This window comes from Staphylococcus sp. GDY8P47P (assembly GCF_016892225.1).
Classification (GTDB): domain Bacteria; phylum Bacillota; class Bacilli; order Staphylococcales; family Staphylococcaceae; genus Staphylococcus; species Staphylococcus borealis.
This window is the reverse complement of sequence record NZ_JAFENV010000011.1, coordinates 108,606-121,908: the sequence shown is the minus strand read 5'-3', so window position 1 is coordinate 121,908 and position 13,303 is coordinate 108,606. Positions and strand designations below refer to the sequence as shown.

Annotated in this window: 14 protein-coding genes; 7 read left to right on the top strand and 7 right to left on the bottom strand. The window is 34.2% G+C overall.

Translation table 11 applies throughout. The features are described from left to right. Nucleotides 1-105: 105 nt before the first annotated feature. Complete coding sequence (gene cidR / locus JVV30_RS03640; RefSeq protein WP_053028840.1) at nucleotides 106-990, bottom strand: cidABC operon transcriptional activator CidR; 885 nt, start codon at nucleotides 988-990, stop codon at nucleotides 106-108. A 192-nt stretch (nucleotides 991-1,182) separates the two neighbouring features. On the opposite strand from cidR, the gene JVV30_RS03635 reads away from it, so the two are divergent. Together JVV30_RS03635 and JVV30_RS03630 are read left to right on the top strand one after the other, a co-directional pair. Continuing rightward, nucleotides 1,183-1,398, top strand: a complete 216-nt coding sequence (locus tag JVV30_RS03635) for a sterile alpha motif-like domain-containing protein (RefSeq protein WP_053028841.1) — start codon at nucleotides 1,183-1,185, stop codon at nucleotides 1,396-1,398. Between the two features lie 327 nt (nucleotides 1,399-1,725). Then, a complete protein-coding gene (locus JVV30_RS03630) occupies nucleotides 1,726-2,160 on the top strand; it encodes a CHAP domain-containing protein (protein WP_204193413.1) in 435 nt (144 codons plus the stop codon). A 100-nt stretch (nucleotides 2,161-2,260) separates the two neighbouring features. On the opposite strand, the gene JVV30_RS03625 is transcribed toward JVV30_RS03630, so the two are convergent. Both JVV30_RS03625 and JVV30_RS03620 read right to left on the bottom strand, forming a co-directional pair. Then, the gene (locus JVV30_RS03625) at nucleotides 2,261-3,535 is read right to left on the bottom strand and encodes a hydroxymethylglutaryl-CoA reductase, degradative (protein ID WP_070854749.1); all 1,275 of its coding nucleotides are present in this window, start codon (nucleotides 3,533-3,535) and stop codon (nucleotides 2,261-2,263) included. A gap of 4 nt (nucleotides 3,536-3,539) precedes the next feature. Beyond that, nucleotides 3,540-4,691 carry a thiolase family protein gene (locus tag JVV30_RS03620; protein WP_053028844.1) on the bottom strand — a complete coding sequence of 384 codons (1,152 nt, stop codon included), beginning with the start codon at nucleotides 4,689-4,691 and terminating at the stop codon, nucleotides 3,540-3,542. Nucleotides 4,692-4,986: 295 nt separating this feature from the next. Between JVV30_RS03620 and JVV30_RS03615 the strand changes: the two genes are divergently transcribed. After that, on the top strand, nucleotides 4,987-6,153 hold the full coding sequence (locus JVV30_RS03615) for a hydroxymethylglutaryl-CoA synthase (protein ID WP_070854750.1): 1,167 nt from the start codon (nucleotides 4,987-4,989) through the stop codon (nucleotides 6,151-6,153). A gap of 84 nt (nucleotides 6,154-6,237) precedes the next feature. Here the strand turns inward: JVV30_RS03615 and JVV30_RS03610 are convergent, their stop codons facing one another. Then, the gene (locus JVV30_RS03610) at nucleotides 6,238-6,759 is read right to left on the bottom strand and encodes a methylated-DNA--[protein]-cysteine S-methyltransferase (RefSeq protein ID WP_053028846.1); all 522 of its coding nucleotides are present in this window, start codon (nucleotides 6,757-6,759) and stop codon (nucleotides 6,238-6,240) included. 91 nt (nucleotides 6,760-6,850) lie between these two features. Between JVV30_RS03610 and JVV30_RS03605 the strand changes: the two genes are divergently transcribed. Then, nucleotides 6,851-7,171, top strand: coding sequence for a YrhK family protein (locus JVV30_RS03605; RefSeq protein WP_070854751.1), 321 nt, complete (start codon nucleotides 6,851-6,853; stop codon nucleotides 7,169-7,171). 227 nt (nucleotides 7,172-7,398) lie between these two features. Here JVV30_RS03605 and JVV30_RS03600 read toward each other — a convergent pair whose 3' ends face one another. Further along, nucleotides 7,399-8,349 carry a CorA family divalent cation transporter gene (locus JVV30_RS03600; protein ID WP_070854752.1) on the bottom strand — a complete coding sequence of 317 codons (951 nt, stop codon included), beginning with the start codon at nucleotides 8,347-8,349 and terminating at the stop codon, nucleotides 7,399-7,401. Nucleotides 8,350-8,510: 161 nt separating this feature from the next. Then, the gene (locus JVV30_RS03595; protein ID WP_204193412.1) at nucleotides 8,511-8,981 is read right to left on the bottom strand and encodes a hypothetical protein; all 471 of its coding nucleotides are present in this window, start codon (nucleotides 8,979-8,981) and stop codon (nucleotides 8,511-8,513) included. A gap of 274 nt (nucleotides 8,982-9,255) precedes the next feature. On the opposite strand from JVV30_RS03595, the gene JVV30_RS03590 reads away from it, so the two are divergent. Together JVV30_RS03590 and JVV30_RS03585 are read left to right on the top strand one after the other, a co-directional pair. Beyond that, nucleotides 9,256-9,804: a TetR/AcrR family transcriptional regulator gene (locus JVV30_RS03590; protein ID WP_053028850.1), complete on the top strand. Its 549-nt coding sequence runs from the start codon at nucleotides 9,256-9,258 to the stop codon at nucleotides 9,802-9,804. A gap of 133 nt (nucleotides 9,805-9,937) precedes the next feature. Beyond that, nucleotides 9,938-10,387, top strand: coding sequence for a VOC family protein (locus JVV30_RS03585; RefSeq protein WP_053028851.1), 450 nt, complete (start codon nucleotides 9,938-9,940; stop codon nucleotides 10,385-10,387). A gap of 133 nt (nucleotides 10,388-10,520) precedes the next feature. Here the strand turns inward: JVV30_RS03585 and pruA are convergent, their stop codons facing one another. After that, nucleotides 10,521-12,065: an L-glutamate gamma-semialdehyde dehydrogenase gene (pruA, locus tag JVV30_RS03580; protein WP_053028852.1), complete on the bottom strand. Its 1,545-nt coding sequence runs from the start codon at nucleotides 12,063-12,065 to the stop codon at nucleotides 10,521-10,523. Between the two features lie 280 nt (nucleotides 12,066-12,345). On the opposite strand from pruA, the gene JVV30_RS03575 reads away from it, so the two are divergent. Beyond that, on the top strand, nucleotides 12,346-13,296 hold the full coding sequence (locus JVV30_RS03575) for an NAD-dependent epimerase/dehydratase family protein (RefSeq protein ID WP_204193411.1): 951 nt from the start codon (nucleotides 12,346-12,348) through the stop codon (nucleotides 13,294-13,296). Nucleotides 13,297-13,303 lie beyond the last annotated feature (7 nt).

Below are 13,303 nucleotides of genomic sequence, written 5' to 3'. Positions count from 1 at the left end.
TGATTACATAAAAAAGTTGGAATGCGAATACACATTCCAACCCTTAAATAAAACATATGATATAAGACGTTATTTTAGTTTATATAATTGTATAGACCTATGATTTTAATCATATTTCAATCGCTCACTCATAAAACCTATCCATTTAGATGTTGCATGACTTAATAGTTTATCTTTTTTCCAAATGGCACCTAATTCCCAGCTCATACCTGTATCTTCAATTTTAATACTTTTAATATTATCTTTGAGCATATTTGCAATATGTTCTGGTAAGATACTAACACCTAAATGTGCTAGCAATAAGTACTCAATAAAGTTCCATTGCGAAACATTCGAAACTGTATTTGGAAGAAAACCTGCATTTTTAGCTGCAGCAATAATTTTATCATTGAGGTAAAAATCTTCGTTAAATAGTATAAAATCTTCATTCTTCAACTCAGCCATCGTCACTGAATCACGTGTAGCAAGTTCATGCTCTTTACTTACAACCAACCTTAAATCTTCACTGTATAAAGGTAAATAATCAAAGACATTTTCATCAATCGGAATAGTTGTAATACCAATATCAATTTGGTCATTGATCAGACGTGTTTCTATCGATTTACCGCCACTCTCATTTAAATTGTATGTCACGTTAGGATACAGTTTATGGAACTCACCAAGAATATAAATAAATTGTTGCATATCCATTACTGCTGACATTCCAATGTTGATATGGCCTGTTTCCAATCCCAATAGTCCATTAATTTCAAAAGGAATATTATCATATAAGGCAATAATTTCTTCACATTTTTTGTAGAATATTTTACCTGCATCCGTGAGTACGAGATAGCGTTTTTGACGATCAAATAATGTCATCTTTAATTCATTTTCAATATCTTTAATCGCTTTACTAATCGTTGGCTGAGCGATATATAAAGATTTTGAAGCATTTGTCATACCACCTTGATTTACCACTTCCATAAAATATTTCATATGTTTGATATCCAAATGCTCACCCTCTTTGTTCATTATTATAATTTCATTATACACGAAATATTTTTGAGAAAATAAAAATATTTAAAGTAAAACTATATGTTTCCATGCACTATGATATTTAAATTTCAATGTTTGACCCTATATGTTTCCTTTTCAAAAAATGTTATAATCACATAGGCTCAATTTGATTAAAGAGGTGAGGCATTGAGCTTTTACGAATTTATGCAAAATTTTGTTGGTGATGACACACCATTAGGTGAATTGGTAAATTGGATTAATCAAGATAGCAATTTCCCTAAAGACGTGAAGAGCCAAGTAGAAGTATTGTCATATTTTCGAAATAATCCATGTCCAGAAAACATACCCGTGACTATCGTTAAAAGAGCATTGGCTGTTTTTAACCAATTCACAAATGTATGATTTCTAACTTGTTATTATACATCATGGACGTATCATCTCACTAAGCGCCTTTATGGCGCTTTTTTTGGGAGTGGGACAGAATTCTAATTCAATTCGTTGTCCACCCTCGCATTTGAAATTAAAAGTCTTTCGAACTTTAAAACATTACTATGCTACTGTGTGAAATTGTGCAAATTTACTTTAATGTAAAATAAGTTACAAATTACACTGTTATATTTCATATATATTACAGTTATTTGTATAATTCGTTTCTTATATTGTATTAGACCTTTTTAACGAATATGATTAATACAGTTTTTAATTCTTTTATATTTTGAGGAGAACACAATGAAATTTAAAAAATTATTTTCACGTCTTTTACTCGCTACTGGAATCATGTTCGCAGGAACTTTTACATATCAAACGATTGAACACACGCACGTATCTGAAGCCGCTTCTTATAATTACTATACGAAAGGTCAATGTACTTGGTGGGCATATCAACGTCGTGCTCAACTAGGTAAACCTGTATCAAATCGTTGGGGAAATGCTAAGAATTGGTATTACAACGCACAACGCTCTGGTTATAGAACTGGTCATACACCTAAACGCTACGCAGTAATGCAATCTACTGCAGGTTATTATGGTCATGTTGCTGTTGTCGAAGCCGTATATAAAAATGGAAGTATTAAAGTTTCTGAATATAACTATAATAGATCAAATGCTTACGGTACTCGTTACTTAAGTAAATGGTCAGCGCGTAATTATAATTACATCTACTAAATGAAATCATGACATTAAATGAATAAATAAAAGCCACTACCATGAGTAAGGTACTTAAATACAGTCCTTAAGTCATACGTAGTGGCTTTTCTATATATCATTATTGTCGTAAATCTTCTAAAATTTGTTGCGCTGTCTCAGTGTTTGCTTTAGGCGCTTGTTTTAATGCTTCGGCAACACGCGCGATTTCATCACCTTTAGCGCCTACAACAATGGCTAACGATTTGTATTGTAAGCTCATATGGCCTTTTTGGATACCTTCAGAAACTAACGCTCGACACGCTGAAAAGTTCTGCGCTAATCCCACGGCAGCAACAACTTGACCTAGTTCTTGTGCTGATTGAACATTTAATAATTCGAGTGAAGCTTTCGCAATTGGCAACACTTTTGTACCGCCACCAACAATAGCTAATGTCATCGGTACTTCTATCGTTCCAATTAAACGTCCACGTTCTTTATCATATTTCCAGGTTGCGATACCTCTATATTGCCCATCACGACTTGCATATGCATGTGCGCTCGCTTCAGCACCACGTGTATCATTCCCTGTTGCTAAGACAACTGCATGGATACCATTCATTACCCCTTTATTATGAGTTGCTGCACGGTGGATATCAACTTGTGCTAATACTGAGGCACGTTCCATGCGGTGTGCAACTTCTTCTCCAGAACGATCACCTTTATTTAAATCATTAATATCAATTTCACCTTGTACACGTACGACTGAGGCTGTCGCATGGTTAGACAAAATACTCATAAGCACATCACGATTTGGAAATTCATTCTTTAAATGTGCTGTAATAGCTTCTAAAATCGTATTAAGCATATTGGCACCCATTGCATCTTTAGTATCAACAAAAACCTTCAATGACAATAGTTGATGTTCTGGAAACGTATCGATTTCAATTCGTCTATATCCACCGCCACGTTCTATAATTGATGGATATGCTTCAGCTGCAATTTGCTTAATTTGTGGTTCTAATGCTTGAATGTCTTGAGCTAAAGCCTCTGTATCGTTGACATCATCAAAGACGATTTGACCAATCATTAAGCGTTCACTTTTAACCGTCTTAAAACCACCTGTATTGTTGACTAATTTGGCACCATAACTTGCTGCAGCTACAACAGAAGGTTCTTCAACCATCATTGGTACAACATATGCTTTGTCATCAACAATAATTTTAGGTAATAAACCTACAGGCAACGTTCCTTGGCCTATTACATTTTCGATTAAACTATTCGCAACCTCTTCATTAATTAATGGATTATTTAATAATACATGATAGTTGTCATCTGTTAGCCAACCATAATCAACGAGTTGTTTTAATTTATCTTCACGAGATAAATGTCGAAACGACTTATCTAATTGCTTCATACTATTATTCCCCTTTATCGATCATTAAAGCGATGCCTAGTCCGCCACCGATACATGCCGTTGCAATACCAGAGCGTTTATTCTCTTGTTCAAGTGCATTCACTAATGTTGTGACAAGTCTAGCACCACTTGCACCAATTGGGTGTCCTAATGCAATCGCACCACCATAAATGTTTAACTTGTCATCTGGAATATGCAAATTATCTTTAACTGGTATACTTTGTGCCGCAAATGCTTCAGTCATCTCTACAATATCGACATCATCGATTTTACTATCTGTTTTATTCAGTAACTTCTCAACAGCATAGAATGGTGCATAGCCCATATATTGAGGATCGCAACCTACTTCAGCATAGTCTCCAACAATACCAAGAATGTCATACCCGTGTGCTTTCGCATACGATGCTTCCATCAAGATAAGCGCAGATGAGCCATCGTTAATACTTGAAGCATTACCACCTGTGACTGTGCCATCTTCTTTAAATATTGTCTTTAATGTTGCAAGTTTCTCAACACTACTATTTGGACGCACACCTTCATCTGAAGTCATTTCTTCACCTTCAGCGTCTGTCATGCTAATAATTTCATTGTTAAATTTACCTTCTTGAGTCGCTTTTGCTGCTTTTGCTTGTGAATGATTTGCAAATTCATCTTGCATTTCACGTGTGATGTCGTATTTTTCAGCGATATTCTCAGCTGTTACGCCCATTGGTACATAATGAAACGCATCTGTTAACCCATCGTGCATAAAGCTTTCAACAGGTTCTTGACCCTCTTTTAAAATTAATTGAGGGGCATTGGTCATACTTTCAACCCCACCGACTGCAACAACATCCGCTTCGCCTAATTGAATTAACTGTTTCCCTAATATGATCGCTTTAAGCCCAGAACCACATACTTCGTTAATTGTCATAGCTGGTGTTGTATCAGGTACACCGGCTTTGATCGCAATTTGGCGTGCTGGGTTTTGTCCTACGCCACTTTGTAATACGTTACCAAAAATAACTTGTTGTATGATATTAGGATCAATGTTCGCAGCTTCGATGGCACCTTTCAAAGCTGTCGTTCCTAATTCAACTGCAGAATAATTTCTTAATTTCCCTTTATATCTACCGATTGGTGTTCTTTTAGCACTGACTATAGCAATTTTTTTCATTCTTTATCTCCTTATATGTAGTTTATATATAAATTGTAATTTAGTTATTTAATTTGGTAAAATAACTATTAATATGATTATTAATAATAGCCGATAGAAGTTTTCTCAAACTCAATGTTATACCATGCGGTTTCACGTATTTTATTATATTACGCTATTAAACGACATGCGTTATTACATTTAACTATTAGAATGAAAACGCTTTCTATTAGTGAGCATTTTAAATGAAATTGTCACAAAAAGCTACTATTAATATGAATTATAAAAATTAGAATAATGAAAGGATGTAGTGCCCGTGAGTATAGGAATTGATAAAATTAACTTTTACGTCCCTAAATACTATGTAGACATGGCTAAGCTTGCAGAAGCTCGCCAAGTTGATCCAAATAAATTTTTAATTGGGATTGGTCAAACCCAAATGGCAGTCAGTCCAGTATCACAAGATATTGTATCTATGGGGGCTAATGCTGCTAAAGATATTATAACAGATGATGATAAAAAACATATTGGAATGGTCATTGTAGCGACTGAATCTGCAATTGATAATGCCAAAGCTGCGGCAGTTCAAATACACAATTTATTAGGTATTCAGCCATTTGCACGCTGCTTCGAAATGAAAGAAGCTTGCTATGCTGCAACACCTGCCATCCAATTAGCTAAAGACTATATTGAGAAACGTCCTGAAGAAAAAGTCCTTGTCATCGCAAGTGATACAGCACGTTATGGTATTCAATCTGGTGGTGAACCAACACAAGGTGCTGGCGCAGTGGCTATGTTAATTTCTCATAATCCTAGTATTTTAGCCCTAAATGATGACGCTGTTGCATATACAGAGGATGTTTATGATTTCTGGAGACCAACTGGACATCAATACCCATTAGTTGCAGGAGCTTTATCTAAAGATGCCTATATTAAATCGTTCCAAGAAAGTTGGAATGAATATGCGCGTCGTGAAGGTAAATCACTATCTGACTTCGAATCATTATGTTTCCACGTACCATTTACTAAAATGGGTAAAAAAGCATTGGATTCTATTATTAATGATGCCGATGAAACAACACAAGAACGTTTAACTTCTAGTTATGAAGATGCAGTATACTACAATCGTCATGTAGGTAACATTTATACAGGTTCATTATATTTAAGCTTAATCTCATTATTAGAGAATCGATCACTTAAAGGTGGTCAAACAATTGGATTATTTAGCTATGGCTCAGGTTCAGTTGGAGAATTCTTTAGTGCCACTCTAGTTGAGGGTTACGATAAGCAATTAGATATTGATGGACATAAGGCATTATTGAATGATCGTCATGAAGTCTCAGTTGAAGACTACGAAAGTTTCTTTAAACGTTTCGATAATTTAGAATTCGATCATGATACGGAACAATCAAATGACGACACATCTATTTACTATTTAGAACGTATTCAAGATGATATTCGTCAATATCACCGTCCTGAATAACATCATTCATAGTAAAGAGGCGTAAGAGACATGCACTTTTAGCAAGGTGTCTCTTATGCCTCTTTTTATTTATATTCACTATGATCACGGTTTGGTTGAATGTTTAGGTCGATACAGGTGAGTCATGTCTACTTGTTCAAGTTCGAGTAGTTTGATTTTATGATTAATTGTGCCACCATATCCTGTTAAGCTACCATCTTTTCCAACTACACGGTGACATGGAATAATAATTGAAATAGGATTGCTACCTACTGCGCCACCCACTGCTTGTGCAGACATATTGGGTTTACCGCGTTCTTCTCCTACAAGATGTGCAATCTCACCATATGTTTTTAATTGACCATATTCTATGTGTTGTAATTTCTGCCATACGCTTTTTTGAAATTCAGTACCTTCTGGTTTAAGCGAAAAATCAATAGTCGGACGCTGTCCATCAAAATATTGATTTAACCATTTAACTGCTTTTTTGAAGACATCTAGCTCCGGATTAGTAGGATGTGTCACTGTCGTGTCCTGATATTTATAAAGTAGATGTGTGAGTGACTTGCCATCACTAATGAGTTCTAAATTTTGCACGGGTGATTCGTAAAGCATTGAATACGCCATCAAACCCCTCCTTTCTGACCATTATGACGAAGTTTGATGCCAATGTACAACGGGAAGTATGTAACAATACTTAAATAATGGGGGTGTACCTGTGGCTGGTTTAAATAAAGATGATGTTGATTTGCATTTCAATACAAACCGATTTAATGAAGATAATCATGCTAAACAAATTTCATTCTTCTACAAAGCCCTATATCAAATCAATGATATTGTATTAGGCATTATATTCTTGATAGGAAGCTTTTTATTCTTTAGTGATCAAACTATGATTGCTGGCACAATATTATTTGTGATTGGTAGTCTTCAAATGACTGCAAGACCTGTAATTTCTTTTGTTCATGATATGAAACTATCAAGATATTACAAACGAAAGTATAGTCAACACGTTACCGAAGAGACACATAATCATTAATAAAGTGCAGTCTGGGACAAAAATAATATAATGAAGCTATTTTGCAAATTCGCAGTAGCTGACTGAACTGAGAAGGCGCTTTAATCAAGCTTTTCTCAGTTCTAGTCACCCTTTCGGGCGGGGCCCCAGCAAAGAGAATTTCATCAAGAAATTCTACAAGCAAAGCAAGCTGGGGTGGGACGACGAATTTAAAAGAATTCTGTCCCACTCCCCACGCTTTATTTGTGTTAGAACCAATCTTTCTTTTTAAAAAGTGTAATGAGTGATACAACAACTATGATCGAAATAGCGATAAAGACAAAGTAGCTATAATGCCAATTGAGTTCAGGCATATAGGAGAAATTCATGCCATACCATCCCGTTAAAAATGATAATGGAAAGAATATGGATGAAATAATCGTTAACACATTCATCACGCCATTAATTCTATTAGAACGATAAGACTCATTATTATCTTTGATATCATCTGTAATATGTTCACATGCCATTAACGTATCGTTCTGCCTTAATAACCTACTATGAATATGCTTAATCAATAACTGATACTCGTGTGATACGTTTAATGATGTTTCATCTATCATTTCATTTAGTAGTTGTTCCATTGGGATCAATATACGCTTTAATTTAATAATTTCAGAGCGAATGCGATAGACATCATCCATTAATTTACGGTTATTAACTTTATCTACATTCTGATTTTCAAAAGAAAAGACAATGTCTTCCACACGATTGACATAGTTAAAATATTCCTCTGTAAATCTATCAATCATGACGGCTACCAGTTCAGTTACAGTTATCTCTTTCGGCAACGTATTGAATGACGAAATGATGTCTGATAAAACCTTCATGGGATATTTATGTACGGTAATCATCCAATTATGCTTTACAGTTATACTTAGTGGTTCTGCTGAAAAATCATTGTGATTTATCGCATGGAGTATGAGATATAAATGTTGTTTATGCGGATGGGTACTTATTTTAGGTCTTGTTACTGTAAATTCAGACGCTTCTATGTGGTGTTTAGCAATACTGAACCGTTGCGTCAGTATTGCTTGATCATTTTGAGTTGGATTTTCGAAATCAACCCATACAAGTCTAGCATCTTCAGGTATAGCTGAAAATGTACATGCAGTATGAAAACGATGTGCTTGGTCTTGATAGTGGACACGGATTGCCATAGTATCTCCTACTTTTTATATCTTTTATTCTTCCATACCACTTTTCAGAAAATAAAAACAAAAGGCTAAGACACACAGAAAGTCGCATTAAATACATTGCTTAAATCCGTTAATGTCTTAACCTTAATTCCCAACCATATTACACGTGTAAAGTAATCACATTAGTTTTGATTAAAATTATATAATTCATAACCTTTGTCTTTAGCATATTCAATGGCTAAAATTTCTAAAACGTTAATAAATGCTGGTTCATTTTTAACATTGACATATTGGAATTTCAAATTGTAATCTTCAGCTGTAATTGATTTTATATCGTCTACATTAACCCCTTTTTGTTGAGCTAAGCCTTTTTTAAATTTAGTCGTCCCTACACCTGATTTTAAATTATATTGACCTAATTTATTAAATAAATCCTTAGTAATTAGTTGATAACCTGTAGAGTAACCACCAGTTTGTCCAACGAAAATAGGCGTTTTCTTATCAAAAATAACATAAACGCCAAATTTATCTTGAACCTTTTCACGGTCTTCTTTACTAAATGTTAGCGCGCTCTCTTTATCATATTTAAATAATTTCTTAAGTTGCTTCTTATTATCTTCTTTAATTTGATCTAATTGTTTACTGCCTTTCATAATTGAAAATCCTCCCATACAGAACTCGTTTAATATCATTCGTTAAGCAATGTTTCTATTTGCATAACATATACCCTTTCACAATGCTTTGAAACGCATCGTCTAAATCATCGTACACGATATTTCAGAATTTTCATATCAGTTTAATTTTTATACGTTATTTACATCTTTAATGTAAATACATGTTTATTTATGTATTTATATAATCTATAATTAGATATTATGTTTCTATAAAATGATTAGATTCTTCTATAGATGTTAGGGGAGAACAATTTTGAATGATAAAGACTTACGGGTAATTAAGACCAAAAAAGCATTAACAGATAGTCTATATTCGTTGCTAGAAGAAGAAGCATTTTCAACTATAACGGTAAATATGATTTGCAAAAATGCTGGTGTGCATCGCACGACGTTTTACAAACACTTTTATGATAAATTCGAATTATTAAATCAGCTATTGAAATTAACACATGATGATTATTTTGCGACTGACATTAAAGAACGTTTGAATAATCCTTTTCAAACACTAGCCAATACATTTAATAAAGAAGAAATATCTAGAATTGAACATAAACAATTCAATGATAAAGCATTTTATGAAGCGCGCAATAACTATTTGATTGAAATCATGCAGAACGACTTCAAAGCAAACATGCATCGCATTACTGTTGACGGTGTCGTTCCTAAGAGTTTAGTATTCTATGTCTTCGGTTCCGTGCTAAATGCATTTATGGATTGGAAAAAGGATGAAAATGTAGAAATCAAACCTAAGCAAATGGACCAAATTTTTCATAAACTTATCAATGTCAAAGCACACGATTAAATCAACATGAGGAAGTAGGCATCAAAGCTACTTCTTCATGTTTTTTTATAGTCGTCAATAGGTATTAATCGCTATTTATTATAAATCAATATATAATGGCATTGGTTATAAACTAATAAAAAGGGGTTAAATCATGACTGAATTATTTCCATATTTAGCATTCGAAAATGCAAAAGAGGCAATATCCTATTACGAGGACGTCTTTGGCGCTACAAACGTTAAAAGATTAGACATTAGCGAAGCACAAGCAGAACAATTTGGCATGACGAAAGAACAAGCTGCGGACGCTACTATGCACGCAGAATTCGAAGTATTAGGCGTCAAAATCTTATGTTCCGATTCATTTGGACGTGTAGAGAATATTAATAATGGTATTTCACTGCTTATCGATTTCGATGTCAATGATCATAACGATTCAGATAAAGTTCAACAATTTTACGATAAAATTAAAAATCACGACTCTGTAAACATCGAAATGCCGCTTAAAGAACAATTCTGGGGTGGAAAAATGGGTGCCTTCACTGATAAATATGGCGTACGATGGATGTTACACGGGCAAGATTACACACAACTTAATTCATAATCCACATCATTTTCTGTTTTATTTCATTAACAATGCGCTGTAATAGAATCTATAATATAAGGGAGTGGGACTGAATTCTTTTTAAATTCATCGTCCCACTCCCAGCTTTATATTTATAAAATGTTTTTTGATCTTAGAACATTTCTGAAACGACTTTTTGTTCTAAGAAGTTTAATAAGTAGTCTGGACTACCTGTTTTGGCATCTGTACCAGACATTTTGAAGCCACCAAATGGATGATAACCTACAACTGCTGCAGTACATCCACGGTTAAGGTATAAGTTACCTACATCGAATTCATTCACTGCTTTAATCCAGTTCTCACGATTATTCGTAATCACTGCACCTGTTAAACCATAGTCTGTATCATTCGCAATTTCAATTGCTTCTTCGAAATTATCAAATTTAGTAAAGCCAACCACCGGACCAAAGATTTCTTCTTGCATTACTTGGTCAGATGATTTTAATCCTGAAATAATGGTTGGTTTAATGAAGTAACCTGTTGAATCATCAGCTTCGCCGCCAATTTCAATTTTACCTTCTTTACCACCAATTTCGATATATTTTTTAATTTTGTCGAATTGTTTTTTATTAATTACAGGACCCATAAATGTATTATCTACAGTATTGCCAACTGTTAATTCTTTTGTTAATGCTACTGCTTTTTCTAAGACTTCATCATAAACTGAACTGTGTACGATAGCACGTGAACATGCTGAGCATTTTTGGCCAGAGAAGCCAAATGCTGACGTTACGATTGACTCTGCAGCTAAATCCGTATCAATATTTTCATCAACGACAATCGCATCTTTACCGCCCATTTCTGCAATAACACGTTTTAAGAATGTTTGGCCTTCTTGAACCACTGCACTACGTTCATAAATACGTGTACCAGTTGCACGAGAACCTGTGAACGTAACAAAGTGTGTATGCACAGAATCAACTAAATAGTCACCAATTTCTTTAGGATCACCAGGTACAAAGTTGACAACACCTTTAGGAAGACCTGCTTCTTCTAAAATTTCAATTAATTTATACGCAGTTAATACTGTATCTTCAGCAGGTTTCAATAGAACTGTATTACCAGCTACTACTGGTGCTAATGTTGTACCAGCCATGATCGCAAATGGGAAGTTCCAAGGTGGAATCGTTACACCTGTACCAATTGATTTATAGAAGTACTTGTTATGTTCCCCTTCACGGTCTAATACCGGTTTACCATCTGCTAATTCCATCATTGAACGTGCATAGTATTCGATAAAGTCGATACCTTCAGCCGCATCGCCTACTGCTTCATCCCAAGGTTTACCTGCTTCGTATACCATAACCGCAGAAATTTCTTCTTTACGACGACGAATAATTGCTGCTACACGTAATAATAATTCTGCACGATCTTTATGTGACCATTGACGCCACGCTTTATATGCTTTATTTGAAGATTCAAATGCTTTATCAACATCTTCCTTAGTTGCTTTAGATACTTTAGCAATTAATTCCGATGTATTAGCTGGATTAATTGAATCAAATGTATCATCTTTAGTAATGTGCTCACCGTCAATCACAATTGGAAGTGTTTGACCAAATTCACTTTTAACTTGTTCTAACGTTTTTTGAAATCTTTCTACATTTTCTTGTACTGAAAAATCAATCCCAGGTTCATTTTTGAAAGGTACTACCATTCTTAATTACCCCCTATGTATTTGTAAGAATTATAAAAATCAGTAAAACATTGACTTACTTAAAATGATAATTTGTATCATTAATTTCATTCTACTATGCTTCGGGTTATTTTTGCAATCGCTTACATACATATTATCTGAAAAGTTTTAATTATTAGTCAGATGTGGTGTTTCACTCAAAAACACATGCGAACGATATTATTATAATTTTATATTTTTATAAAAATAAAGTATAATAAATTTACACAAATTAACGACATCAAGAAAAGGAAGTACACAAATGAAAGCATTAATTACAGGCGGAGCAGGATTTATTGGCTCACATGTAGCCGAACATTTTGTTAAGCAAAATATCGAGGTACATGTTATCGATAATTTAAGTTCAGGATACTTACATAATATTCCCTTTGTTAATAAAGAACATATTTACGTTAAGGATATCACCGATTTTGAGTTTGTAACGCAATTAATACGTCAAGAGCAATTTGATTATGTTATTCATTTAGCAGCCATGGTGAGTGTTGTTGAAACAATTGAGAAGCCATCTTTATCTAATCAAATTAATATTGATGCCACAGTTCATCTTCTAGAAACCATTCGAACGTACGATAAGCAAATTAAAAAATTCATATTTGCCTCATCGGCAGCCATTTACGGTGATCTACCAAGTTTACCTAAATCCGTTTCTCACTCAAAACCATCGCCATTATCTCCATATGCAATACAGAAATACGCTGGAGAGCAGTATGCTAAGATTTATCATCATTTATATGATATGCCTTGCGCTTGTCTCAGATTCTTTAATGTTTATGGTCCAAGACAAAATCCTAACTCGGATTATTCAGGTGTCATCTCAATAATGAATCATAAATTTACGCATCAGACTGAATTTACTTACTATGGTGATGGTGAACAAACTCGTGATTTTGTTTACATTGATGATTTAATTGCCGCTATGTGGCTTGTGCTGAATACTCCAGCAACAAGTGGTTCAATATTCAATGTAGGTACGGGCATACAAACAAATCTGAAAGCAGTTTTTAAAGCGTTTGAAAAGGGCTTCAATTACAGTATCCCATACCAATTTAAAGCACCAAGACTTGGAGATATTAAACATTCTTGTGCTGACATTACACCACTTGAATCATTGGGTTATCATCCTCAATATGATATAGCTAAAGGCATTCAATCTTATTTGGCATATAACAAAGAACATAAAGTAAAATTATAAAAGCATC